We start from the raw sequence: 24875 nt of genomic DNA, 5'->3' as shown, positions 1-24875 counted from the left end.
CGATCCTCAGGTGCCGGTCCCGCCCGTCCGTGGAGTGCCGTCGTTCGGGGGCGGGTTCGGGGGGCCCGCCGGTCGCTGGTCGTGGTCCTGCTGGGCCCGTACGAAGTCCTCGGCGACCATCGCGGAGAGGTCGAAGTACGCCTCTCGGGTCTTGGGTCGCAACCTGTCGAGGTCGACCTCGGCGCCGGTGGCGAGGTGTTCGTCGAAGGGGACGACCTGGACTCCGCGGCAACGGGTCCGGAAGTGCGCCACGATGTCGTCGACCTTGATCATCTTGCCGGTCTCGCGCACGCCGGAGATGACGGTGATGCCGCGGGCGACGAGTTCGGCGTAGCCGTGGGCGGACAGCCAGTCGAGGGTGGTGCTGGCGCTGGAGGCACCGTCCACGGACGGCGTCGAGACGATGATCAGCTGGTCGGCCAGGTCCAGCACCCCGCGCATTGCGCTGTAGAGCAGGCCGGTGCCGGAGTCGGTGAGGACGACCGGATACTGGCGGCCCAGCACGCCCATGACCCGGCGGTAGTCCTCGTCGTTCAACGCCGAGGAGACCGCCGGGTCCACGTCGTTGGCGATGACCTCCAGACCGGACGGCGCCTGCGAGGTGAACCGCCGGATGTCCATGTAGCTGTCGAGGTACGGGATCGCCCGCAGCAGGTCGCTGGTCGTCGCACCGGTCTCCCGGCGCACCCGGCGCCCCAGCGTGCCCCCGTCCGGGTTGGCGTCGAACGCCAGGACCTTGTCCTGCCGCTCACTGGCGAGCGTGGCACCAAGCCCGACGGTGGTCGTCGTCTTGCCGACCCCACCCTTCAAGCTGATGACCGCGATCCGATAACACGCCGCCACCGGCGTACGGATCAGCTCCACCTTCCGCCTCCGCTCCGCCTCCTCCTTCCTGCCACCGAGCCTGAACCGGGACGGCTGCGCGTTGGCACCGGGCTTCGGCCTCGGCTGGTCGCGCAGCAGCCGGTCGGAGGAGAGCTCCAGCGCCGCCGTACGACCCAGCGGCGCGGCGCCGCCGAGGGGGGACGGGGCCGGCTCGGATCGCGGCCACCACGCCGGCGAGGGCTGAGCCTCCAGGGATGCCGCGAAGGCGTCGGCGAGCGCGCGGGCGGTGGGCCGCTCCCTCGGGTCCTCGTGGACGCAGCGGTCCAGCATCCGGCGCAGGTCCTGGGGCAGGCTCGCCATCTCGACGAGATCGATCGCGACACGGCCCTGGAACTGGCGCAGCGCCCGGCCGGCGCACGCCTCCCTCAGCAGGAGTCCGAGCACGTAGACATCGGTCGCGGAGCCGTACACCGTGCCCAGGTCGCCGAATTCGGGGGCACGGTACCGGGGCGGCCCGCGATGCGCGGACAGCGGTCCGGGCGGCCGGCCGTCGATCTGCGTACGTGTCCAGCTGGTGATGTACGCCGTGCCCCGCGCGACCGTGATCGACCTCGGGTTCAGGCCCAGGTGCACCATGCCCTTGAGGTGGCAGATGCTCAGCGCCTCCGCCAGATGCCAGCCGAGGGTCAGGAAGCGGCGGCTGCCGCCCAAGGGGCCCTCGGCGGCGGCCAGCGCCGTGAGCGAGGGCGCGGGCTCCGCGGCGTCGTCGGTGATCAGCTCGACCGCCAGCCACGGTGGCCGCTCGTCGATCCCCTGGGCGAGGACGCGGGGGGCGTACCGCCCGTTCATCCGTCGCAGTGCCTCGGTCTCGACGGACATGAGTTCGCGGGCGAGGGCGACTTCCGGGGTGCGCGGCACGCGGACCAGGGCCGACCCGCCCCGGGCGTCCCGGCCCAGGTAGTTCACCGCGAAGCCGCCCCGGTCGTTGCGCCGCAGCAGCCGGTACGGCCCCAACTGCCGCAGATCCTGGGCCCGCGGCTCCTCCCAGTCGCCGCTCGCGGTAGGGGCCTCCGCGGTGGGGGCCGGTTCGGGCCGCGAGGGCACCGGCGCTTCCGGCCCGCCGGGGCCGGCCGCCTCTCCTTCGGGTTCCCGCACCTCCGGGAGGCTCGCGCCCATCGTCCGCAGCAGGCCCGGGCCGAGTGCGGTGAACGGGCGCGCGGCAGCGGACAGCCTCGCGCTGCCGCCGGGATGCGGCAGCCACGCGGGGAACCGGTCGGGTCGCGGGTCGAGGGCGGCGAGCTGCCCGGCCACCGCACGGCCGGTGGCGGCGAGTTCGGCGCTGGGCACGGTGTCGAGGAGGATCTGCCGGGCGGCCGGGTCGAAGCGGAAGCTCTGCCGGTGCGGTGGCTGCCCGTCGGCGACCGGGCGCATGAGCCCGCCGAGGAAGACCTCCACGAGGTGCGCCGTCTCGCACTTCCACGGCACGGCCTGCTGGATCAGCCGCATGACCGGCACCGAGACCGTACCCACCACGGCCAGGTGGGCGGCCAGGCGGTATGCCTCGGACGACGCGGCGTCCCGGAAACGGAGTACGGCCTCGGCGGGATCGGTGCTCCGGGTGGGCGCCGGGTTCCGCCGCTGCGGGGCGTACTGCGGTGCCAGCAGCGGCAGGACCGCCGTGGTGCCGCCGGAGCCGACCAGCCGTGCCCACGCGGCGACCGACGCCGGCTCGGGCCGGAGCACCGGCACCGGCACGTCGTCGAAGTCCACGGTGCCGGACGGCAGGAGCGGATCGTCGACGGTCCACGTCCCGTTGGCGGCGGCCGCCTGACGGGACGTCACCCGCCACGGGTCCGCGCGGATGCCGGAGCCCTGCCACAGGCGCGGCGGCAGCACGTGCATCACGGCTGTCGGCCCCACTCCCGCCCAATGCTCGAGGACACCGCGCATCCGGCCGTCCCGCCACGCCTCGCCGACCCCGTCGCTCAGGACCAGGACGAGGCTGCGCCCCGACGGGTCGGCGGCTACCGCGGCCGGCAGCCGGGCGCCCGGCGTGAAGGGACGGGACGACAGGTACGGCGCGTCGGCGCCCCGGCTGCCCAGGCCGTGGACGCGCACGACGCGGAACGCCCCCAGGCGCTCCAGCAGCATGCGCAGTTCGGCGCCGAGCCGACGCCACAGGAGCATCGACAGGCCGTCGTCCACCACGAGCACCAGGTCCAGCCCGCGTTCCCGCGCGGGCCGCAGCACCACGTCGGGCAGCCCGGTCTCCGCGTACGCGGCGGCCGTCGCCGGCTCGTCCAGCTCGGTGCGGCGCGCGGCCGGCCGGCTGACCCGCAGCGGCCTGAGGGCTCGTCCCAGCGGGAGCGTACCGGCGCCCAGCGCCCTCTCCCCGGGCAGTCCGACCGGCAGGGCCGGTGTCCCGGGCGCGGTCGCCCCGGTGCCCGGCCGCCGGCCGCCGGCGTGCACCGGCACGGTCGCCGGCTCCGGAAGCGGCGCCGGGGAGTCCGCCGTCTCCGGGTCCGGCGCCGCCGGCTCCGGCTCCACGGCCGGTGCCGGGACCGCGCCCACCGCCTCGGCCAGCGGGGCGCGTGCGCCGCGCGGCACCCGGCGGGCCAGCCACAGGACGTCCAGCAACTCCGCCGGGTCCAGGGTGACTCCGCAGGTGTCGAGGACGCTCAGCAGCCGCTCCACCGGGCCGTCACACCGTCCGGCCCAGCCGGTGGAGCACCGCGTCCAGGAGGCCGTCCGCGTCGGTGTCCACGCCGCCGACGCGCAGGAAGACCGCGTTCAGCAGCTGGTCGGTGGCCAGTTCGCCCGCCACCCGGCGGTTCTCGAAGACCTCCAGCAGGTCCTCGGCCTGGGCCAGTCCTTCCGCTCCGAGGTGGGCGGCGACGATGTCCCGGAGTCGGTCGCGGTCCGGCTCGGGCAGGTCCAGCCGTACGCAGCGGCGCAGGAACGCGGGCGGGAAGTCGCGCTCACCGTTGCTGGTGATGACCACCACGGGGAACTCGCGGCACAGCGCCCGTCCCCGTTCGACCCGCACGTGCTCGCCGTTGTCCTCGGTCAGCACGTCGACGGCGGACTGCTCCTCGGGCAGCCGGGCCAGTTCCGGGATCTCGAACTCGCCGTCCTCGAAGGCGGCCAGCAGGTCGTTGGGGAGGTCCACGTCGCCCTTGTCGAGCTCGTCGACGAGCAGGACGCGTGGCCGTCCCCGGTGGGCGAGCGCCGTCCCGAGCGGCCCCAGCCGGATGTACGTGCCGATGCCCGGCTCCGCCTCGCCCCGGTCGCGGCTCAGCGTGGTCTCCCTCAGCCGTCCGATCGCGTCGTACCGGTAGAGCGCGTCCTGAAGGGTGGAACGGCTGTTGATCGGCCAGCGCAGCACGCGCCCCAGGCCGAGTTCATGGGCGAGGGCGTGTGCCAGCGAGGACTTGCCGCTGCCCGGATGCCCGGTGACCAGCAGCGGGCGGCGCAGGTGGAGCGCCGCGTTGACGATGTGCGTCTCCCGCGCGCCGATCAGATACGGCCGCCCCCCCGCACCCTGCTCGCCGCTGAACCGGCGCCAGGGCGGGGCGGTCGGCAGGTCCGGCCGCCGGGCCTGCCCGTCGCCCTTGAACAGTTGCCAGTCGTGGTCATGGATGTCGGTCATCGGTCCTCACGCCTCGGTGCCTTCGGGGTCGGCGAGCCAGAGCCCGTCGGGCAGTTGCCGATCCGGGTCCTCCCAGACGAGCGCGGGTCGGGCCGGGTACTTCGCCGGGTCCGCGTAGGCGTCGACCCGGAAGCGCCGCACCCTTTCGTGCAGGCCGTCGAGCGGCCCGGCGGGGCCGACCGGATCGAGCCTCGGCGCGTGGTCGTACCCGTCCGCGTTCCGGTCCCACAGCACCACCGGCACGCCCAGCACCAGGCAGGCGCGCAGCACCGTGTCGCGGTGGCCGCGGGGGCCGTGGATCACCACCCGTCCGCAGTCCCGGTCCTGCTTCAACCGGACGATCGCCGACTTCGGGTCGGTGGCGCGCCCGTCGACCACGAGGGGTTCGGCGAGCGCGCGGTCGGCCCAACGGCGGGCGAGCGCCGAGGCGTTGCGGCGTACGGCCTTGCAGCGCAGCACCACGTGGTACTCCTCCCCCAGCGGTGCGGCCAGGCCGTCGCCGGGGTCGGCGCCGTCCCACTCGTCCACGGGCAACTGGAGCTGCGCGTCGTCCACCCAGACCTCGACCAGCGCCGTGTCGCCCTCGCCGCCGTCCGCCGCCTGCCGGATGAGCCGGGCGATCACCGCGGCGGGCAGGGCCCGGTCGGGGCCGGTCTCCACCCGCGCCGGGGTGCCGTCCGCCCGGGTCCGCCACAGCGCGCAGCGGAAGTGGTGTTCCGGGTCGCCCTCGCGCCGTTCCAGTTCCACCACGACGGTCCGCTGGTGCCCTTCGCGCTGCCGGGCCGCCCACTCGGCGGCGTCCTGCCGGCGTTCGGCCAGCGCCGCGCCGGGGATGCCCAGCCGTCGCGCGACCCGGTCGTTCCAGGCGCGCAGCGCCGGCAGGTCCGTGCCGTTCGTACGGAGCGCCGCCACGTACTCGACCACGCGCAGCAGCGCCGGGACCCGGGGCGTGTCGTACGGGACGCGGGCGCTGTCCCCGCCGAAGGACTCCAGCGCCCGGACGGCCTCGTCGAGCGCACCGGACGGCAGCCGGGAGGCGCGCAGGACCGCGGGCAGGCGCGCGTACGGCAGGGCTCCCTGCGTGGCGCGGGGCAGCAGCGTCCGATCCGCGTCGCAGCGCCCGCCGAGGTGTTCCAGCAGTTCGTGGTGCTCGCCGGCCGACAGCAGCAGGGCGGCCCCTTCGCCGTGGGCGAGGCCGACCAGTTCGTCCAGTGCGGCCCGCCCGGCCCGCGTGGTCAGGGTCGGCGCGTGGATCTCCGCGAAGTCGGCGGTGCCGCGGGGGTTCCGCAGCAGGAAGGCGGCCAGTTCCTGGTAGGCGGGCGCCGAACCGTCTCGCGGGCGGTCCAGCCCGTGGAGTTCGGCGAGTTGGCCGGCGCGGTCGGCGCGGAGCACGGGGTCGCCCAGCAGGACGGCCAGCGGCTGCGCCATGCGCGCCACCAGGTGGCCGTACGGTGCCGGCGGCGCCGCGGTCAGCGCGCTCATCACGCGGTCGGGCACTCCGGCCGCGGCCAGTTCGGCGCGTACCGCCTGCCACGGGATCGCGATGCCCCGGCGGATGACGTCGCCCGGCGAGAACGGTCCCGCGGGCGCCGGAAGGTGCGCCACCACCAGGCCGACGGCGGTCCCGTCCGGCAGGCACAGCGGGCCGCCGCTGTAGCCGGGGCCGAGGGCCGCGCCCGCCAGGGTGCCGTCCAGGTAGCCGAGCGGGCCGTCGCAGGAGCCGACGTCCACTTTGGCGTAGCTGTACTCCTGACCGGTGCCGTACCAGGCCACCAGGTGCTGCCCCGCCACCATGTTCCGCCAGGCGGGCGGCCGGGCCGCCGAGGGCGGGTCGTCCCGCAGTTCCAGCACCGCGAGGTCCGCGAGCCAGCCCAACGCGCCGGGCTCCGCGGCACGCCGCGGTATCCAGTGCCGTACCCGCGCTCGCCGCCGCCCCGTCCCGGGCAGCGCCGCGAACGCCACGTCGACCCACGCGTCCGCGGGTTCGGCCACGGACTCCAGCGGCAGACCCAGGGCTTCGTTGACCACGTGCGCGCACGTCAGCAGCCAGCGGCCCGACATCTGCACGGCGGCGCCCGCGGTCCGCCCGCTCTTCGCGGCGAGGACCGTGATCACCGCTTCCCGACCGTGCCCGCCGCCACCGTCCACGGGCGGCCCGAACCACCCCATGGGCTACCGCGCCCCCGGGCCGGGCGCCGCGGGCGGGGTCTCCGCTCCGGACGCGGCGGGTGTGGGAGCGGATGCGGGCGCGGGCACAGGTCCGGGTACGACCGCGGGCGCGGGCACAGGTCCGGGTACGGCGGCGGGGGCCGGGACCGGCCGCCACGTGGCGCACACCTTCATACTCGCCTGACCGTTCGCTCCGACGATGCCCAACTTGAGGTCCTGCCCGATCTGGACGCCGAGTTCGACGCTCACCTCCTGCGGAGGGTGGTCCAGCGCACTCAGGCTGTCCTGTACTTCCTGGAGCACCAACCCGATCGGCCGCAGCACCCCTCGCAGCGTGCCGGCGGCCAGCCTGGCGGCGCCGGCCCCCCGTCCGACCGGGACGGGAGCGCTGAAACCGTCGGGCAGGTCGTCCGGCGCCCCCTCACCCGAAGGGGGCTGCCCGACCGGGGCAAGCTCCACCCGGACCAAGGAGTCGTCCGCGAGGCGGAGTTCGGCGAAGTCAGGCACTCCCCCATTGTGCCGCTCGCCGCACCACCGCGCTCCGGAACCGGCGCGCAAGCGGGTCAGCCGCCCTGGCCGGCGCTGCCGATCGGGCCGACCTCCACGCCGTGGCCACCGCTGTCCGTGCCGGTGGGCAGCGAGGCCTGGCCCGGCCAGCGCAGGGTGACCGACTTCGTGTCGTCGGGCGCGGTCACCCGCAGCCCCGTGATCCGGGCCCCGGTGCCGCCCGTCTTGTTGAGCGGGTAGTTGACGTTGAAGTCCACCTCCTGCCCGTTCTTGAGGCTCATCGTGGTGGCCGGCGCACCGACGCGCTTCGCGGACACCGTCCCCACGTTGGTCGTCAGATCGACGCCGGCGAACCCGGCGAGCGTGCAGGTCCGGCCGCTGTCGTTCTTCAGCCCCACCGCGACGCTGCCGGCCGCGTCGCCGTCGATGAAGGTGTCCGTCGCCGTGATCTTCAGGTCGCCGGTGCGGCACTTGCCGGCCTTGCCGCTCGCGTCGGACCCGGACCCGCCGGACGTGCTCTGCCCGCCGGAGCCCGTCGTGGTCTTGCCCGAACCGCCCGAGCCCGAGCCGCCGCCCGAGGACGACGTGCCGGTGGCCGTGCTCTGCCCGCCGGAGCCCGTCGCGGTCTGGTCGGAACCGCCCGAGCCCGAGCCGTCCGAGTCCGAACCGCCGCCCGTGGACGTCACCGTGGACGAGGAGGTCGGGTCACTGTGCGCCGAACTGTCGTCGTTGTTGCAGGCGGTGAGCGAGAGTCCCGCGGCGACGATCACGGCGGCGAAGGTGAGCTTGTGGACGCGCATCTTTTCTTCCTCGGTGTCGGTTGGAGGCGCCGGTTGCCCGGTGCGAGTCGTCGCGAACCGGCGTGAGTCCGTACGAGTCGGTACGAGCGAGCGTTCCTGATCACCAGGACTCGCCCGGCCCGGCCGGCCGTTCCACCCAACTGCGCGCTAGGACACCCCTGTTACACACCCATCCCGGGCGCCACACGCACCACCACCGGCGACATCCCGCCCGCCCCGCCCCTCCCGCACCTCTCCCCCGCCCCGTCCGGCGCGGAAAACCTGTCCGCACGCTGTGTGCCGCGACGCTCCGGCGCGCGGCCGTCGACGGCCCGAGTCGGCGGTTCCCGGCCGGAGTTCCGCACCTGCCCGCGGCCGCCCCCGCTGGGACAGACCCGTGACCTGACGAATCTTGACCTCGACGACGGGGAATGCCCGCCGGGCGAAGCGCACCACCCCCGCGCCGGGCAACGAACGCCGCCCCACGCGAGGCGGCAAGCGCCGCAGCTACGACTGGCGGTCCACGCCGTGTGCCGACAGCCGCCGGGTGATCCGGTCGAACAGCTCCGTCAGCGGCTCGCCGACGTCGCGGCCGAACTCGGTGAGCCCGTAGGTGACCTGGGGCGGCGTCGTCGGCTGGACCTCCCGCCAGACCAGGCCGTCCCGGACCAGCACGCGCAGCGTCTGGGCGAGCATCTTCTCGCTGATGCCCTGGATGCTCTCGCGCAGCTCGTAGAACCGAAGGGCGTTGCTCCGCAAGGAGATCAGCACCCAGATGCCCCACCTGCTGGTCACGTGGTCGACCATGTCGCGCGCGGGGCAGTCGGTGTGAAACACGTCATACGGCTTCCCCGCCCCGGCCTGCCTGAACTGCGCGCCTCCCACCATGTATTGAGCTTACCTCAAGGTATGTCCTTACCAAAAGTTAGCCCATGCTCCTAGCGTGAAGGCCACACAGGACATCCGACAAGGAGCTCGAAATGATCGTGGTGACCGGGGCCACCGGCAACATCGGCAGGCCGTTGACGCGGGAACTGGCCCAGGCGGGCCGGCAGGTGACGGCGGTGTCACGGCACGCGGCGGCGGTGCCGAACGGCGTCCGCCACATGGTGGCCGACCTCGCCGAGCCGGCCGGCCTCAAGCCCGCGCTGGACGGCGCGAAGGCACTGTTCCTGCTGCTCTCCGGCGACCTGCACGCCGGCGGAGCCCACCCCGCCGACATCATCGGCGAAGCCGCGGCCGCCGGGGTCCGCCGGGTCGTGCTGCTCTCCACCCAGGGCGTGGTGACCAGGCCCTCCGGCCCCACCCGGATCGCGATGCGCGCCCTGGAGGACACCTTGCGGGAGTCCGGGCTGGAGTGGGCGATCCTGCGGCCGGGCGGCTTCGCCTCCAACGCCCTGTGGTGGGCCGATTCCGTCCGCACCGGGCGGGTCGTCGCCGCGCCCTTCGGCGACATCGGGGTGCCGATCATCGACCCGGCGGACATCGCCGCGGTCGCGGCGGCCTGCCTGCTGGAGGACCGGCACGCCGGCGGCGTCTACGAGTTGACCGGCCCGGAGGTGATCACTCCGCGCCGGCAGACCGAGGCCATCGCCGCCGCGCTGGGCTCGCCGGTGCGGTTCCACGAACTCACCCGCGACGAGGCCAGGACCGCCATGGCCCGGAGCATGCCGGCCGAACTCGCCGACGACACGCTGGACATCCTCGGTTCGCCGAGCCCGGCCGAGCTGCGCGTCAGCCCGGACGTCGAGCGGGTGCTCGGCCACGCCCCGCGCCCCTTCGCCGACTGGGCCGCCCGCCATGTCGACGCGTTCCGCTGAGCCCGGTCGGGGGCGCCGAACCGGCCTTCGTACGCGGCGATCCGCCCTTCGTGCACGGCGATCCGCGGCGATCCACGGCTGACGGTCCGGAACCCGGCCCGTTGGTCGGCGCCGGCAAGGCCCCCGCCGGAACGGAACCGGCGCGGTGGCCGCATCGCGCCGCGATCCGCACGTCACACGGCCGTACGCCCGGCGCCCGGGGCCAACCGGACGGGCGGCGGCCCGGGAGGCGGGCGGGCGCGGGGGCGTACAACCGTTCGCGGCGGTGGCCGGTCTGACGGGGCGGCGGGCGATCCGGGGTCTCCGGAGGCCGTCAGGCTGAAGGGGAGTGCGTATGTCCAGACCCAGACGTTTGTCCAGACCCGGACGTTTCCGTGCCGGCTCGATGACGCTGGCGGCCGCGGTCGCCGTCGTCGCCCCCGGCACCGCGGCCCACGCGTCCGCCCCGAGCACCCGGGTCCCCCCGGTGGTGGACTTCAACGGCGACGGCCACGCCGACCTGGCGGTCGGCGCCCCCGGCGGCACGGTCGGCGGGGGCGCCGGCGCCGGCTACGTCTCGGTGGTCTACGGCGCCACCGGTGGCCTCGACGCCGCCACGCACGCGAGCTTCAGCCAGAACACCGCGGGCGTGCCGGGAGGCGCCGAGGCGGGCGACCACTTCGGCGCCAAGGTCCTCCCGGTGGACCTGAATCGGGACGGATACACGGATCTGCTGGTGGGCGCCCCCGGCGAGGACGTCGGCAGCGCGGTCGACGCCGGCATGGTCACCGTGCTGTGGGGCGGCGCGAAGGGCCTGGCCGGCGGGACCGCGGTCGACACCGGCGCCGTCGCCGGCCGGCATACGGGTCAGACGCTCGCGGCCGGCGACTTCGACGGGGACGGCGGCGTCGACATCGCGTATCTCACCGGCGCCGACATCCAAGTCCTCTCCGGCGTCGGCACGGACGGGCGCCCGGACCACCAGGGCACCATCGTGACCTGGGAGGCGATGGGCAACGCCGGGATCATCACGGACGACCTGGCCGCGGGGGATGTCAACGGGGACGGCGTCAGCGACCTGGCCGTGATCGGCAGGGACGTGGAGACCCTGGACGACGGGCAGGCCCCGCTCTTCCTCGGCGGCTCGCACGCCGGCGACAACGTCGGCGGCCTCGCCTACCGGAGCAACCTCGTGGACGCCAAGGGCCACTGGCTGGAGGGCGACTCCGTGGCCATCGGCGACCTCAACGGCGACGGCTACGGCGACGTGGTCGTCGGCCACACCCACGAGGGCTACTACACCGACTCGCTGATCCCGTCCAAGGGCGGCGCGATCGGGGTGGCCTACGGCGGGCCCGACGGTGAGAGCAGCACCGTCGAGCCGGTCTGGCTCAACCAGGACAGCGCCGGCGTGCCCGGCGTCGCGGAACCCGCCGACGCGCTCGGCGCGGACGTCGCGGTCGGCGACGTCAACGGCGACGGCTACGCGGACGTGGTGGCCGGCGCGCCGGGCGAGGACCTCGACGGCGTCACCGACGCCGGCGACTTCCTCCTGTTCAAGGGCTCGGCCAAAGGTCTGACCGGCACCGGCTCGCAGGCGTTCAGCCAGGACTCCGCGGGCGTACCGGGCGCCGCGGAGGCACACGACCGGTTCGGCCGGACCGTCGCCGTCCTCGCCGCCACCGGCACCGACCGCGCCCAGGCAGCCGCCGGCGACCCGAGCGAGAACGCCGGGAACGGCGCGGTATGGGTCCTGCACGGCACCGCGGCCGGCCTGACCGGCAGTCACCCCGCCAACTTCGGCGCGGCGACCATGCACACACCCGTCACCGGGTCCGCCTTCGGCAGCTCCCTCGGCTGACCGCCCGCCCCGAGCCCGGTGCGGCGGGGGTGGGAGGGGGTGCGGGGCCCTGGCGGCAGCGCGGCCCTGGCGGCGGGCCGTCCGGCGCACGTGTCACCCCGCCGGATGCCGTGACAGTGTCGGGTGCGCGCTGGGAGAGCGTGTCGCGGGCAACCCCTCACGAGTTCGAATCTCGTATCCCCCGCACCGCCTGAACAGGCAGGACGTGGACCCCGACCGCGAAGTGGTCGGGGTCTTCGTCTTGTGCTGGTCTCATTTCTGGTCTCGTTCATTTCCGGCAAATAGTGTATTTCGATCGGCTCTCTCAAGGGTGATGCCGCCGCCCCCGTCTGATCCGGTCGGCTTGGGTGCGCCAAGCTTGAGCTGTGCCGTGCGGCAGACCCCGGCGGCATGTCATTGCTCGTGCGAGATGAGGTGTGCCGTCATCGGTAAGTCAGGTGGGTCGAGGCTGGCGTCGTGGTTGGTGGAGTTGGACCTGCCGCGTGTGGAACGGGTACTGGCGGCGCGTTCGGACACGGTGTCGCCCCCGGAGCCGAGGTCGCTGGGGGAACTGGCAGATCGCTTGCAGCGTCCGGGGTCGGTGGCCCTGGCTCTGCCCCGGCTCGCGCGGCCCGCCCTGCAGGTGGCGGAGGCTCTGGCCGCGTCGGGGACGGCCATGACGCGGGACGCGCTCGCGAGCCTGCTGGGACTGACCGACGAGGGAGACGTCGTCGGCCTCGATGCGGCCCTGGAAGTCCTGGCCGATCACGCGCTCGTCTGGCCGGACAGCGACGGGACGCTGCGTATGGTGTCACCGCTGAGGCAGGCATGGGACGCACCGTTGGGGCTGGACCCACCGCTGGAGCAGTTGCTGGCCGGAGTGACGTCCGAGGAGTTGCGCGGAATGCTGGCTTCGCTGGGCGTCAAGCCGCCCGGCAACAAGCAGCAGCGTCTCGCGGCTCTGGTGGATCATCACAGCGATGCGAAGCGCGTCGTCGCGGTGGTCGCGCAGGCCCCCGCGGATACCCGGAAGCTGCTTGAACGCATGGCGAAGTCCGGGTCCCAGGGCCCGCGGTTCCAGGAGTTCGGCTCTCCGGAGCCCGCGTCCGGGCGAGCGGCCCGTTGGGCGCTGGAGCGGGGACTGCTGGTACAGGACCGGTACCGGTACGGGCCGACCCGGATGCCCGCCCAGGTCGCGATGGCTCTGCGTGGACCCGGTTGGCATGCGCCGTTCGAACCCGTACCCCCCGTCCCGCGGACCCAGCCGGTCACCGCGGAGGAAGTGGAACGGGAGGCGGCGGCCGCGCTCACGGCGTTCGCCGCGCTCACGGCATCCGTGCTGTCGGTGTGCGCTGCCAAGCCGCCCGCCAGGCTCAAGTCCGGCGGTGTCGGTGCACGCGAACTGTCGCGCCTCGGCAAAGCGGCGCGGTGCGACGAGACCGTCGTACGCCTGGTGCTCGAGACGGCGTACGCGGCCGGGCTGCTGGCACGGGACGGGGATCTCGTGCCGTTGACCGAGGCGTACAACGCCTGGTCCGAACTGGAGCCGGGCGAGCGGGTCCCGCTGCTGCTCCAGGCCTGGTGGGCGATGACTCTCACCCCTGCCGGGGCCCGCGACGAGGAGGGCAAATCGCTGCCCGCGCTCGCCGGGACACCGCCTTGCGACGGCTGCCGGCAGGCCAGGCATGGACTGCTCACTGCTGCGGCGGACCTCCCGGCCGGGCAGGGGGTGCGGCGTACCGCCGATCTGGGGTCGCTGGTTGCGTGGCACCGCCCGCTCGCTGATCAACTTCCGCAGGACGAGACGCCGTTCGCGACCGTCATCCGGGAGGCGGAAGTGCTCGGTGTCCTCGCCCGCGGCGCCCTGTCCGGCGTCGGGGCGGCCCTGCTGGCCGGTGATGCGGCAGCCCTGTCGTCCACCGCGTGCCGGCTTCTGCCCGCCGCCACCGGGACAGTACTCATCGGCGCCGACCTCACGGCCGTCGCCGCCGGGCTCCCGACAGCCGGGCTCACCGAACTCCTCGACTCCGTAGCTGACCGTGAGACCGGCGGTACCGCATCGATGTGGCGGTTCAGCGCTGAGAGCATCCGCCGGGCCTTGGACGCCGGACGTACCGCCGACGGCATCGCCGAGGGGCTGGCCACCGCCGCTGCCGGGCCCCTGCCGCAACCGTTGTCGTACCTGATCGCGGACACCGCACGGCGCCACGGGCGGGTTCGCGTCGCTCAAGCGGCCTGCGTGATCCACAGCGAGGACGCCGCGCTCCTGGCCGAGATCGCCGTGCACCGCAAGCTCGCCAAGCTGGGCCTGCGTCGGTTGGCCCCGACCGTGTTGATCAGCCGTACCCCCCTCGCCAAGACCCTGGCGGCGCTACGGGCCGAGGGCTACTCCCCCGTCGCCGAGGCCGCCGACGGCGCCGTACGCATCGAAAAGGAAGAACGGCGTCGGGCCGCCCCGCCGGTTCCCGCTCCCCGCCGCGCGCCGAGCAGCACGGGTTCACGGTTCCCGTCCGGCGCCGTCCAGCAGGTGAGCGGGCCCGGCACTCTGCGGGACCTGGCAGCCAGGCTGCGTGCCGCCCCTCCGTCGAGCCCGGAGCCCGGCCCGCACAGCGGAGTCGCCTTCGAGACAGACACCGAGGAGATCATCGCCGGCTACGCCGATCGGCTGTCCCTCACCGACGTTCGCCAGCTCGCCCACGCCGTCGACACCGGTCAGGTGATCACCATCGAGTACGACGCCGCATCCGGCGGTCACAGCGTGCGAAGCGTCAGCGAACTCGCCCTGGACCCGCCCTGGCTCCGCGCGTGGTGCCATCTTCGGGATGACGAGCGCGTCTTCACGCTGTCCCGCATTGCGAGCGTCATGCCCGCGTCGCCCCAGTGAGCACCGGAAAGCTCCGGCTGGCCGGTAGAGCAGGTTCTCAATACCGCGAATATGGTTCCTTGTACGGCGAGTAGGAAGGTAACGGTGACCATCCCTGAGGATCTCCTCGACGAGATCCGGACGGAAGCTGCCGAGCGCGGTCTGTCGGCTTACGTTGCCGAGGCACTGCGGGTCAAGCGCGACCGGGACCGGCTCGTGGAACTCGTCGACTGGCTGGAGGAAGAGCACGGTCCGGTCACCGAGGATGAACGCGCGGCGGCCCTCGACGAGCTGAACAGCCTCGACGCCGAGCACGCGCAGCGTTGACCTGGCAGCGCCGGAGAGGCCGCGTGAAGAAGCGCGGTAGCGAGCACCGGCCTCCGCTCAGGGCCTTCGTCCTCGACTGCGAAGCCTTGTCTCTCGGCGTACGCGGCGACCGGAAGATGATCGCCTGGCTCGACCTCGCGGCCCGGGGCGAAGCCGAGGTGGTGACATCCCCGATGACGTTGGTCGACGCGTACGACGGCCGGATCACCGAGCAGCGATGGGACTGGGTGCTCTCCCGCCTCAAAGTCCGACATCGGAAAAGACGAAACCCGACAGGCCCGCCGGCTCCTGGCCGATGCCAAGTTGCACGGTCACAAGTACGCGATCGATGCGGTGCTCGCGGTCGTCGCGCGTCGGCAGCAGGGCCACCGCCCGCCCTATCGTCAATTCGACCCCCGGACCGCGGACGACCGCCTGCCCGGGGGCACTGCTTGACGTGGCGGAGGGTGAAGCGGCTGCGGAAGGCCGAGCCGCGTGCGAACAGCCCGACGCGAGGACGGCCAACGCCACTCCGGCGATTCCTGCCCCGGGGCGCCTGATGCGATTGCTCTGGCTCATCTTTGCATTATGCCAAGAGAGCCGGTGAGCGGCCCCACCGCCCCGGCGTCGACGTGGATCGAAGGCCCTCGAAGCACCCTCAACGCACACCCTGGTCCGCAGCGACGACCGCTGCCACGAGGCCGGGAAACCTGAGGTCGAGGTCATCCATGCGAAGGCGCATGTACAACTTGTTTCCCGCATCGCGCTGGTAGACCAGACCGGCTTCGCGCAGCACCCGCCAGTGGTGGGTGCGGCTCGACTTGCCGACAGGCAGGTCGAATGACGCGCAGAGCCGCTCCTCCTCCGGCCGAGCGGCGAGCTCGACCACGACTCGCCGTCGGTTCTCATCAGCGAGAGCCAGCAGCACCGCTCCCACCTCAAGGTCAGCAACGGCCGGATGTGGCAACTCCTTCGGCGCCACGCCTCCCCCTCTCGACAAGGTACGTCTCGTGCCGTACCTTCCTGAAGGTACGCCACGAGACGTACCTTACTCCCGGAGGCGTCATGGCCGGCCCCGCACCTACGTCACGCCGCTTCCTCTCGCGCATCCGCTCGTCGCTGCGGAAGCTGCTGCTCCCCGAATACACGCCATTCATCACCCTCTGACCTCTGCAACCCCGATGGACCGGCACGCACGCGCAGCACCTCGGGCCGCCCATGTGGCTGCGCTACCGCGCCACGGCATACGGTGACGGCTCGGATTCGCCGTGGACGGTCGGGGCGTTCGATCCGGCCATGTGCCGGCGGTCCAGCAGCAACCTTCAGGGCGTCGGGGTTACAGGGCGACGATGCCCTCGCCGCCGATGGCGTGCGGGACGGTGACGGTGCCGATCTTGGTGAGGGTGCCGTCCGGGTGGGTGCGGAAGGCGTCGACGCCGCCGGTCGCGCCGGTCTGGACGTAGAGGAAGCGCTGGTCGGGGGTGACGGCGGAGTCGACGGTGCCGTCGCCGGTCGCGGTGTTGCCGAGGGGTTCGAGCGTCGCCCGGCGGGTCTGCCGGAAGCCGGAGAGCGTGTTGCTGCCGGCGTTGGAGGCGTAGAAGCGGTCGCCGGCACGGACGATCCAGCAGGTGGCCTGCTCGCCGGTGGGCGCGTTGTCGAGCCGGACGGCGGTGCCGTCCCGGCGGATCGCGAAGGTCTGTACGGCGTTGGTGCCGGCGTCGGTGACCACCAGGCGGCCGCGGTCGTCGAAGGTGAACCCGAAGGGCACCGACCCGTTCGCCTCGGTGACGGTGGGCCGGGCGGACAGGGCTCCGGAGCGGCGCACTCCGAAGACGTCGATGCTGCTGCCGCCCGCCTTCGTGGTGACGACCACCTGGGAACCGTCGGGGGTGAAGGACACCTGGCCGGGGGTGTGGGTGAACTCCGGTGCCGTGGTGGTGTCGAGGCCGAGGTGACGGTTCCCTCCGGCGATGCGCTCCAGCCGCCGGCCGCCGGCGATCCGGTAGCCCTGGACGGCCCCGCCCTCACGGGCGTTGAGGACATAGACCCGGTTCTCGTGGACGGTGACGCTGACCGGGAAGGAGCCGCCGGACCCGATGACCTGCTCGCGGTGGAGCCGGTCGCCGTCGACCGAGAAGACGGTGACGGTGTCGCTGCCCGCGTTGACGGCGAGGAGCAGGTGGTGCACGCAGTCGTACGCGAGGGAGCCCTGCGAGGCGAGGTGGTCGACCACCGAGCCGTCGAGCATGCCGCCCTTGCCACCGGTGGCGAAGGTGCCCCGCCGGTGCAGGGAGCCGTCGGCGGCCCGCCGGTAGGCGACGATCTCGTTGCCCGCGGTGTTGTCCGTCTGGACGAAGACCGGACCCCCGGACGCGGCTCGGTCCGGGGCGGGCGCCGCTGCCGCGGACGCGGAGGGAAGGACGAGCGCGGCGAGGGCGGCCGCGGCCACCGCGGAGGTGCCGGCGGTGCGGGCGAGGGAGGGCAGGTGCTTCATCGTTCCCCTTCGAGCAGGAGCGGGTTCGCGCGAGCGCGGCCCTGCCCGCGGCGCGAGCAGGTTGGGTCCGCCGCCAGGATCGGGCGAACGGCGGACACGAAACCCGACCGACGGGGCCAAACTCCGCCGTTGGTGTCAGCGACCCAGCCGAACGGCCCCAGGCGCGAGGATCGTCGTGGCGATCCGGAGGTCGCCGGCGACCGATGCCTGCCGCGGTACCGCACCCGGATCAACCGCCCCGAAAGCCCTTTGTCGCTCCGGAGGCATCGGACGGTATTCGGAGCGTGGCCGCGGGCCCGGGGCGGGACGGTGTACATCGACACCGGGGGAAACCGGTGCGGCGGGCGGAGTCGGGGTGGTCGGGGCCGGTGTCCAGGTTCCGGTGGCTCTCCTGGAACCGCGCGGGCAGGACGCCGCCGAGTGGGGTCTGGCAAACGAAGATCCGGTGCGGCTGCGGGTCCGTCAGTTGTGCGTCAGGTCTCGGGAGCGGTGGTCTGGAACCCGGGCTTGCAGGAGCCGACCCGAAGTGCGGACTCGTGGGAGGCGGCAATGACGTCCTTCACGGTGTCGACGCCGCGCCAGTGGTCGGACAGGCGGTAGCCGACGAGGCATCCGCCGCGGGCGGGTTCGGGAGGAACAGTTGCACGCGCGAGACCAACCCGGTTGTCTTCCGCCATGCCCACCCTCCGCACCCTGTACCTCGTCGAGTCCGCCGCGCCCCCGTTCTCGACGTCTCCCGCGCCGTCGCCGACGCCCAGGAGCAGGGCTGGGACGTATGCCAGGGACTGACCCCCACCGCGGCCGACTGGCTGGACAACGACCTCAATCGCCCCGAAGAGAGCGCCATATGACGACGACATCGCTGAATTCACCCGGCGACTTCGCCAACCCGATCCACGATCGCTACTTCGAGGACTACGTCCCCGACTCAGTCCACACCTACGGCAGCATCACCGTCACGGAGGAGGAGATCCTCGAATTCAGTCGACGCTTCGACACGCAGAGTTTCCATACCGACCCCGTGGCCGCTGAGCGCGGACCGTTCAAGGGTCTGATCGCCAGCGGGTGGCACACCACGGCGGTGATGATGCGGCTCTTCGCGGATTGCTATCTCAGCAAGGTGGCGAGCCTGGCGTCGCCCGGTATCGACGAGTTGCGCTGGCTCCAGCCGGTCAGGCCGGGGGACGCCCTGTCGATCCGCGCCACCGTGAAGCAGGCCCGCGTCTCCAGGTCCAAACCGGACCGGGGGTTGGTGTACACATCGGTCGAGGTGCTGAACCAGCGGGATGAAGTGGTCATGACGCTGACCATCATGAACATACTGCGCCGCCGCCAGGAGTAGGCGCACTACTCGGGGCGAACGCGGATCGAGTCCCTGTGCTGTGACCGTGCCGTCCTGGAAGTCCCCGGCTTCCGCCCCGGCGAGAACGGCCGTCAGCCGGCCGGACGCGGGCGGAGTGCCCGTCATATCCTCCGGGGTCCCATCAGTGGTGCGGTAGTTAGAACCGGGAGCAGGTGCGCAGTCGCATTCCGGAGTTCAGATGAGCTGGTGTTCGGCCAGGCTGCGTCCGGTCTGCTCGATCGCGTCGGGGATCGATCGCAACGGGCGTCCGAGGAGGGTCTCGGCGGTGGTGCGGTCGAAGCGCTGTTGTTGGCCGATCAGCCATCGGTTGTCACGCAGTTGGGGCTCGAACGCGCTGGCGAGCCAGGTGAACCAGGTTGGCATCGCTCGTGCGGGCATCTTCCGGCTTGCTTCGGGAAGGCGTTCGCGGATCACTCTGGCGACCTCGATGAGCGATATCGGGTCCGTGGCGATGATCGTGCGGCGGCCGGCGGCACTCGCGGAGGTCATCGCGGCGATGTGGGCGTCGGCGATGTCCCGCACATCGACCCACGGAAGCCGAAGGTCGGGGATCATCGGGAGTGCCCCCGACATGATCTGTTGGATCGCGGTGACTGAGGTGCCGGGATCGTTCGTCAGGAGTGGCCCGATCACCGCGCCCGGGTTGATGGCTGCAAGCCGGTCCGGGACCCCACGTTGCTCCACGAGCTCTCGCGCGGCCCGCTCGGCCTTGACCTTCGAGACGGTGTACGCGTTGAGGCGCGGATCGTCCGGGTCGGTCCAGTCGGCGTCGGTGTAGATATGCCCTTCGGGTGCGCGGGCGAACTGCATCGTCGCCAATGCCGAGGTCATGACCACTCGCTCGACGCCCCCATCCAGCGCCGCTCCGACCGCTCGGGTCGCCCCCTCGACGGCGGGACGGATCAGCTCGTCCGGGTCTTTCGGTTTTGCCAGCACGAACGGGGAGGCCACGTGCAGTACGTATCGGCATCTGTCGACCGCTTCCGCCCAGCCCTGATCGGACATCAGGTCGAGCTGGCAGATCTCGAGCTTTGCGGTGTCGACGCCCGCTGCCGCCATCGCCGCATGCACCTCGCCGATACGAGAGCGCGACCTCACCGAGCCACGTACCGCGTATCCGCGGCGCAACAGCTCGGCTGTGATGTGACCACCGATGAACCCCGAGATACCCGTGACCAGCACCAGGTCCGTCATATCCACTCCATCCCACCATCTTGACAGTGAGCAGTTTACGAAAGATCTGCTCACTGTCAAGATGGTGGGATGGACACGGAACCACTCACCGGGGATCGGTACCATCACGGCAACCTGCGCGCCGCGCTGCTCGACAGCGCGCTCGTCGTGCTGACCGAGAAAGGTGTCGCCGGGTTCAGCATGCGCGAAGCCGCGCGACGGGCGGGGGTGTCGCAGTCTGCTCCCAAGCATCACTTCGGTGACGCGCGCGGGCTCCTCGGTGCGCTCGCGACCCGTGCGTACCGGCAACTCTGCGATCGGCTCGAATCACTCGAACTCGCTCGGCTCGATGCGCGAGAGCGCGTCACGTGCATCGCTGCGGAGTACGTCGCCTTCGCGGGTGAGAACCGTGCCTTGTTCGATCTGATGTGGCGGATGACGCAGTTCGACTTCACCGCACCCGAACTGGCCGAGCAGAAGCATCGCGCCCTCCGCGCCCTGGATCGGGGCCTGCGCGGCGAGGACGCGGAACCGGCGGCTTGCGACACCGACCCCGCACTGCTGCCGAGCTACGCGGTCTGGTCTCTCGTACACGGGTACACGACCCTCGCCTTGGAGGGTGCAATCGACAGCAGCAACCCGGATCCGCTGAACAGCGACCTGCTTCCCGCCATGATTGCGCTTCTTGACGTGACCGGCCCTCAGCGGACGAGCAATCCGTAGGAGATGAAGCACAGCCCTACCCCCCGATAGGAGAGCGGTCAGACGGGGACCGGAGGGTTGCAGTTCGGGCTGCATTCACGGTCGTTCGAGGGGGTCCATCTAACCGATTCGCTACCAATGAGCCGCAGGTCAGGATAGCGACGAACCCGCCTGAACCCCCGGACGAAGAGTTGGAAAGCGTGCCCAGGGCAACCCCTCACGAGTTCGAATCCCGTATCCTCCGCCAGCGCCTCACCGGGCACGACGTCGTTGGCCCCCGCTGCTCGCAGCGGGGGCCAACGACGTTGCATAGGTGCCCTGGTGGCGCTGGGCGGCTCCGGGCGGCCTGGGCAGGCGTCGTCGCCGAGCAGAACCATGCGAGCGCCGCTTCCCAGCGGAGCCCAGGCGTCGCTTGCGCCGGACCGCCTCAGCGGCCACGAGCCGGCGGCGGTCCCGCGTTCGTGCTTGCCAGGGCGCGCAGGACGTGGGCGATGAGGGTGTCGAGGTAGTCGGGGTCCGGCATGCCGAGGTGGAGGGCCATGCGGTGGTAGAGCGGGCCGTACAGCAGGTCCAGTGCCACGTCGAGGTCCGCGTCCGCCGGGAGTTCGCCTGCGTCCTGAGCGCGGCGGAGGCGTTGTTCGAACGTGGCGATGCGCGGCCGGATGAGGCGTTCGCGGAGGTCGTTGGCGAGGTCGGCATCGTGCAGTGCCTCGGCGATCAGTCCGGTGGCGGGTGAGGTGAACGGCGGGGTGAGGATGCTGATGACCTCGGCAAGCAGGGCGTGCAGGTCCGCGGCCAGGTCGCCGCTGTCCGGCGGGTCGGCTGCGACGTTCGCGGTCTGGTCGAGGAGGTCCAGGACAATGGCACCTCTGGACGGCCACCACCGGTAGATGGTCATCTTGCCCACTCCGGCACGCGTGGCGATCGCCTCGATGGTCAGCCGCCCGTAGCCGTTCTCCCGGCAGATCTCCTCAGCGGCGGCGAGGATCGCCCGGCGGCTGCGCTCGCTGCGGCGCGCCGCGTCCGGCTTCTTGGGCATGCCCTCAGTATAGACGAACGAGACGGAACGTCTCGTCTTGACACTGCGTCGGTTCCTCGGCCATGCTCTGGCGAGACGAAACGTATCGTCTCATCCGTGCATCGAGCCGGACCAAGGAGGACGGCGTGACCGCCGGAGCAGCCGCTCTCGACCAGGTCACACCAGCAGCCCTCCGTTCACACGCATGTGGCTGCGATCTTCGCTCAGGGTCCACGTCCTTGGAGGTTTCGTGCCCGTCGGCTATCTGATCACCGTGGCGCTCATCGCCTGGTGCACCTTCTTCGCCGTTGTCTCCCCGCGTCGGCCCGGCCCGGTGGCGAGCATGAGCTTCGTCTTCGGTCTGCTCCCCAACGAGTTGCCGTTCGTGGCCATATACGCCCTCGTGGCCTCCACCGCACTCGCCGCGGCCCAGGGTGACCTGGGGTCGACGGGCGCCCGGGCGGTGGCCGGGGTGGCCGCCGCCACCGTCGTCGGGCTGGCCGTCGCCGCCTGGCGCGGCGTGCGGTCGGACCGGGCCGTCGGGCAGGCCCTCCGGGAAGGGCTGGGGGCCGACTGGCGGGATCACGTGCAGGCGCCGCCGCGCCGCCACCGGGCCTGGGCCCGCATCCTGCTGCTGCCGCCACCGGGCCTCCTGCGACCGCGCGGCGTGGAGCGGATCGCCAACATCCGCTACGGGGACGCCGGGCGCCGCAATCTGCTCGACCTCTACCGCCGCCGCGACGCACCGGACGACGCTCCGGTCCTGATCTACTTCCACGGCGGCCACTACTCCAGCGGCGCGAAGAGCCGCGAGGGGCGTCCCCTGCTGCACCGGCTCGCCGGACAGGGATGGGTGTGCATCAGCGCCAACTACCGGCTGCGGCCCCAGACCGCCTTCCCCGGCCAGCAGATCGACGCCAAGAAGGTCATCGCCTGGGTCCGCGAGCACGGCTCCGGGTACGGCGCAGATCCGTCGAGGGTGTTCGTGGCGGGCGGCTCGGCCGGCGCCAACATGGCGGCTCATTGCGCGCTCACCCCGAACGACCCGGCGTTCCAGCCCGGCTTCGAGGACGCCGACACCTCGGTGAGCGCAGCGATCTGCTTCTACGGCTACTACGGCCACTTCTTCGGCGAGCAGCCCGACGAGACGCCGCCGCAGGAGCAGCCCTACCGGTACCTCAACGCCGGCGCGCCGCCGTTCCTGGTCGTCCACGGCACCAGGGACCCGCTGGGCACCGTCGAGGGCGCCCGGAGCTTCGTCGGCCGGCTGCGCGACGTATCGCACAACGCCGTGGTCCTCGCCGAACTGCCCGGCGGACAGCACGTGATGGACCTCTACCACTCGCCGCGCTCCGAGGCGATCGTGGACGGCGCCGAAGCCTTCGCCGGCTGGGTCCTGTCCTCGCCCAGGTCGCCGGGCCCCACCCCGCACACCGCCACCGCCGATGCCGCCACCGCGACCGGCCCGCACGCCCGGAAGCCGGCCTCGCCGGCCGGCTCCTCCTGAAAGGCGCACCACCCATGTATGCAGTCAGGCTCCACGAGTACGGGCCCGCCGAGAACCTCCGGTACGAGCAGATCACCCCACCGGCCCCCGGCGAGGGGCAGGTCCGCATAGACGTCCGGGCCAGCGGCGTCCACGTCATCGAGACGAGGCTGCGGTCGGGCCGCGGAATCGGACCTCATCCCGCCCCCGCGCTGCCCGTCGTGCTGGGCGGCGAGGTCGCCGGCGTCGTGGGCGCGCTGGGCCCGGGCGTAGACGAGAGCTGGCTGGGCCGCCCGGTGGTCGGCACCCTTGATGCCCACGGCGGCTACGCCGAGCAGGCGGTGGCCGCAGTCGAGGCTCTGCACCGCATCCCCGACCGGATGGCAGCGGACACCGCGGTGGCGATGATCACCACCGGCTCGACCGCGCTCGGACTTCTCGACGTCGCCGAGGCCGAGCCCGGGGACGTCGCGCTGGTCACGTCGGCGGCCGGCGGCGTCGGAGCCCTGCTCATCCAGGCGCTGCACCGCCAGGGCGTCACCGTCGTCGGCGTGGCCGGCGGCCCGGAGAAGGCGCGGCAGGCCACGTCACTTGGTGCCGACATCGCCGCCGACTACCGTGACCCGGACTGGCCGCAGGCGGTCCACGATGCCCTCAGCGACAAAGAGATCGGTATCGTGTTCGACGGCGTCGGAGGGACCACCGGCCGCCAGGCGTTCGACCTTCTCGGCTCCGGGGGGAAGTTCCTCCTGCACGGCTGGTCATCGGGCACGGCCACCCAGCTCACCACCGACGACATCATCGGGCACGCGAGCACCGTGATCTGGGCGATCGGCCCCCAGTTGCTGCGACGCGCCGGCACCATGAAGGAACTGCAGGCCCGCGCGATCCAGGCAGCCGCCGACGGCCGACTCGAACCACTGGTCAAGCGCTACCCGCTCGATCGTGCCGCTGACGCCCACGCCGATCTGGAGGGCCGCCGCGCGGTGGGCAAGATCGTCCTCGTCCCCGCCGCAACAGCCGCCGGCTCCCCGGCCGACGCGCAGGCCGGCAGCCGCCCCGGTCGCTAGAACGAGCACTGTTGGAGACGCTGCGCGCGCCGCCCCGGGCGACGGCACGCGCCGAGCCCATCCGGCGCGATCGCGGTGACGGCCGCCGAACGACCCGCACGGTGCGCGCGTCGACCGTCATCGACTGGGCCTGGACTTCCCGCACTTGGCTGAGGCCGCGCGGGTGCACCGAAGCCGGCGGGAAGGTCACCCGCGAAACCGGCTACGTGATCTCGAACCCGACATCCCGACAGGCCCCTGGATCGCCGTTCGGCAGTTGCGGTCCCAGTCGCGTTCACCGGAGTTCAGCACGGCCCGGCCCACGGCCGTGCGACCCCTCCATCGCGGGTCAGGATGCCCACGAACGCTTCTGAACCCACGGACGAAGAGTTGGAAAGCGTGTGGGGGGCAACCCCTCACGAGTTCGAATCTCGTACCCTCCGCCAGTGCCTCACCGGGCACGACGTCGATGTCTCCCGCAGCGTGCTGCGGGGGCCATCGAGGTTCTTCAGCTCCGTTGCAGAACGCGGGACCGATGCGGTTCGACCAGCTCGGCCGCGGCGTGCCCGACGTCACCCAGAAGTTGCTGACCCAGACCCTGCGCACGCTGGAACGGGACGGCCTGGTTGCCCGGAAGGTCTTCCCCACCGTGCCGCCGCGCGTGGGGTACGAGCTGACGCAGCCCGAATGCAAAGCAGGCTGCTGAGTGTGTCCGTCGGTGGGCGCTCTCGCACGTGGGCGGGATTCTCCATGCGCGAGAGGCGTTCGGTGCGCAGGCGAACACGGCCCCCGGAACCGGTCGACTGACCAAGCGTTCGGAAGGGGCGGCGACCCTGGGCGGTCACAGGGTTGC

General features: G+C 72.5%; 20 protein-coding genes, 1 tRNA gene and 1 pseudogene. 10 read left to right on the top strand and 12 right to left on the bottom strand.

Going from position 1 to position 24875, the window contains the following annotated elements:
* Positions 1 to 6: 6 nt before the first annotated feature.
* From OG370_RS35085 to OG370_RS35060, 6 genes are all read right to left on the bottom strand, one after another.
* Entirely contained in the window at positions 7 to 3519 is a 3513-nt protein-coding gene (locus OG370_RS35085; protein ID WP_328471455.1) for an SAV_2336 N-terminal domain-related protein, read from the bottom strand.
* Between the two features lie 7 nt (positions 3520 to 3526).
* Positions 3527 to 4474 (bottom strand): AAA family ATPase, encoded by a 948-nt coding sequence (locus tag OG370_RS35080; protein ID WP_328471453.1) that lies wholly within the window; start codon positions 4472 to 4474, stop codon positions 3527 to 3529.
* Positions 4475 to 4480: 6 nt separating this feature from the next.
* Positions 4481 to 6589, bottom strand: coding sequence for a VMAP-C domain-containing protein (locus OG370_RS35075; protein ID WP_328471451.1), 2109 nt, complete (start codon positions 6587 to 6589; stop codon positions 4481 to 4483).
* Between the two features lie 57 nt (positions 6590 to 6646).
* Positions 6647 to 7150, bottom strand: a complete 504-nt coding sequence (locus OG370_RS35070) for a CU044_2847 family protein (protein WP_328471448.1) — start codon at positions 7148 to 7150, stop codon at positions 6647 to 6649.
* A gap of 56 nt (positions 7151 to 7206) precedes the next feature.
* Positions 7207 to 7950, bottom strand: coding sequence for a DUF4232 domain-containing protein (locus OG370_RS35065; RefSeq protein ID WP_328471446.1), 744 nt, complete (start codon positions 7948 to 7950; stop codon positions 7207 to 7209).
* A gap of 486 nt (positions 7951 to 8436) precedes the next feature.
* Complete coding sequence (locus tag OG370_RS35060; RefSeq protein ID WP_328471444.1) at positions 8437 to 8817, bottom strand: winged helix-turn-helix transcriptional regulator; 381 nt, start codon at positions 8815 to 8817, stop codon at positions 8437 to 8439.
* Positions 8818 to 8909: 92 nt separating this feature from the next.
* Here OG370_RS35060 and OG370_RS35055 point away from each other — a divergent pair, with 92 nt between their 5' ends.
* From OG370_RS35055 to OG370_RS35040, 4 genes are all read left to right on the top strand, one after another.
* Positions 8910 to 9749, top strand: coding sequence for an SDR family oxidoreductase (locus OG370_RS35055; RefSeq protein WP_328471442.1), 840 nt, complete (start codon positions 8910 to 8912; stop codon positions 9747 to 9749).
* A 352-nt stretch (positions 9750 to 10101) separates the two neighbouring features.
* Entirely contained in the window at positions 10102 to 11589 is a 1488-nt protein-coding gene (locus tag OG370_RS35050) for an FG-GAP repeat protein (protein WP_328471440.1), read from the top strand.
* Between the two features lie 580 nt (positions 11590 to 12169).
* On the top strand, positions 12170 to 14452 hold the full coding sequence (locus OG370_RS35045; RefSeq protein ID WP_328471438.1) for a helicase-associated domain-containing protein: 2283 nt from the start codon (positions 12170 to 12172) through the stop codon (positions 14450 to 14452).
* A gap of 51 nt (positions 14453 to 14503) precedes the next feature.
* Positions 14504 to 14758: a CopG family transcriptional regulator gene (locus OG370_RS35040; protein ID WP_328471436.1), complete on the top strand. Its 255-nt coding sequence runs from the start codon at positions 14504 to 14506 to the stop codon at positions 14756 to 14758.
* A 240-nt stretch (positions 14759 to 14998) separates the two neighbouring features.
* Here OG370_RS35040 and OG370_RS35035 read toward each other — a convergent pair whose 3' ends face one another.
* The 4 genes from OG370_RS35035 to OG370_RS35020 form a co-directional block, all read right to left on the bottom strand.
* Entirely contained in the window at positions 14999 to 15127 is a 129-nt protein-coding gene (locus OG370_RS35035) for a hypothetical protein (RefSeq protein WP_328471434.1), read from the bottom strand.
* A 268-nt stretch (positions 15128 to 15395) separates the two neighbouring features.
* The gene (locus OG370_RS35030; protein ID WP_328471432.1) at positions 15396 to 15719 is read right to left on the bottom strand and encodes an ArsR/SmtB family transcription factor; all 324 of its coding nucleotides are present in this window, start codon (positions 15717 to 15719) and stop codon (positions 15396 to 15398) included.
* A gap of 354 nt (positions 15720 to 16073) precedes the next feature.
* Positions 16074 to 17231: a lactonase family protein gene (locus OG370_RS35025; RefSeq protein WP_328471430.1), complete on the bottom strand. Its 1158-nt coding sequence runs from the start codon at positions 17229 to 17231 to the stop codon at positions 16074 to 16076.
* A 473-nt stretch (positions 17232 to 17704) separates the two neighbouring features.
* Positions 17705 to 17908, bottom strand: coding sequence for a hypothetical protein (locus OG370_RS35020; protein WP_328471428.1), 204 nt, complete (start codon positions 17906 to 17908; stop codon positions 17705 to 17707).
* Between the two features lie 170 nt (positions 17909 to 18078).
* Between OG370_RS35020 and OG370_RS35015 the strand changes: the two genes are divergently transcribed.
* Positions 18079 to 18573 carry a MaoC family dehydratase gene (locus OG370_RS35015; protein WP_328471426.1) on the top strand — a complete coding sequence of 165 codons (495 nt, stop codon included), beginning with the start codon at positions 18079 to 18081 and terminating at the stop codon, positions 18571 to 18573.
* Between the two features lie 195 nt (positions 18574 to 18768).
* Here the strand turns inward: OG370_RS35015 and OG370_RS35010 are convergent, their stop codons facing one another.
* Positions 18769 to 19788 carry an NAD-dependent epimerase/dehydratase family protein gene (locus tag OG370_RS35010; protein WP_328471424.1) on the bottom strand — a complete coding sequence of 340 codons (1020 nt, stop codon included), beginning with the start codon at positions 19786 to 19788 and terminating at the stop codon, positions 18769 to 18771.
* A gap of 69 nt (positions 19789 to 19857) precedes the next feature.
* Between OG370_RS35010 and OG370_RS35005 the strand changes: the two genes are divergently transcribed.
* Positions 19858 to 20490 carry a TetR/AcrR family transcriptional regulator gene (locus OG370_RS35005; RefSeq protein WP_328471422.1) on the top strand — a complete coding sequence of 211 codons (633 nt, stop codon included), beginning with the start codon at positions 19858 to 19860 and terminating at the stop codon, positions 20488 to 20490.
* Positions 20491 to 20896: 406 nt separating this feature from the next.
* Here OG370_RS35005 and OG370_RS35000 read toward each other — a convergent pair whose 3' ends face one another.
* Positions 20897 to 21508: a TetR/AcrR family transcriptional regulator gene (locus tag OG370_RS35000; protein WP_328471420.1), complete on the bottom strand. Its 612-nt coding sequence runs from the start codon at positions 21506 to 21508 to the stop codon at positions 20897 to 20899.
* 229 nt (positions 21509 to 21737) lie between these two features.
* Between OG370_RS35000 and OG370_RS34995 the strand changes: the two genes are divergently transcribed.
* From OG370_RS34995 to OG370_RS34980, 4 genes and pseudogenes are all read left to right on the top strand, one after another.
* On the top strand, positions 21738 to 22994 hold the full coding sequence (locus tag OG370_RS34995) for an alpha/beta hydrolase (protein WP_328471418.1): 1257 nt from the start codon (positions 21738 to 21740) through the stop codon (positions 22992 to 22994).
* Positions 22995 to 23008: 14 nt separating this feature from the next.
* Positions 23009 to 24043, top strand: a complete 1035-nt coding sequence (locus OG370_RS34990; protein WP_328471416.1) for a zinc-binding dehydrogenase — start codon at positions 23009 to 23011, stop codon at positions 24041 to 24043.
* 279 nt (positions 24044 to 24322) lie between these two features.
* Positions 24323 to 24468: transfer RNA gene (locus OG370_RS34985), tRNA-OTHER, on the top strand.
* A gap of 89 nt (positions 24469 to 24557) precedes the next feature.
* Positions 24558 to 24707, top strand: a pseudogene (locus OG370_RS34980) (winged helix-turn-helix transcriptional regulator); the annotation flags it as partial.
* Positions 24708 to 24875: the final 168 nt, after the last annotated feature.

Origin of the sequence: Streptomyces sp. NBC_00448, from assembly GCF_036014115.1 — a bacterium.
Taxonomy (GTDB): Bacteria; Actinomycetota; Actinomycetes; order Streptomycetales; family Streptomycetaceae; genus Actinacidiphila.
This window is presented reverse-complemented; position numbering and strand designations above follow the sequence as displayed.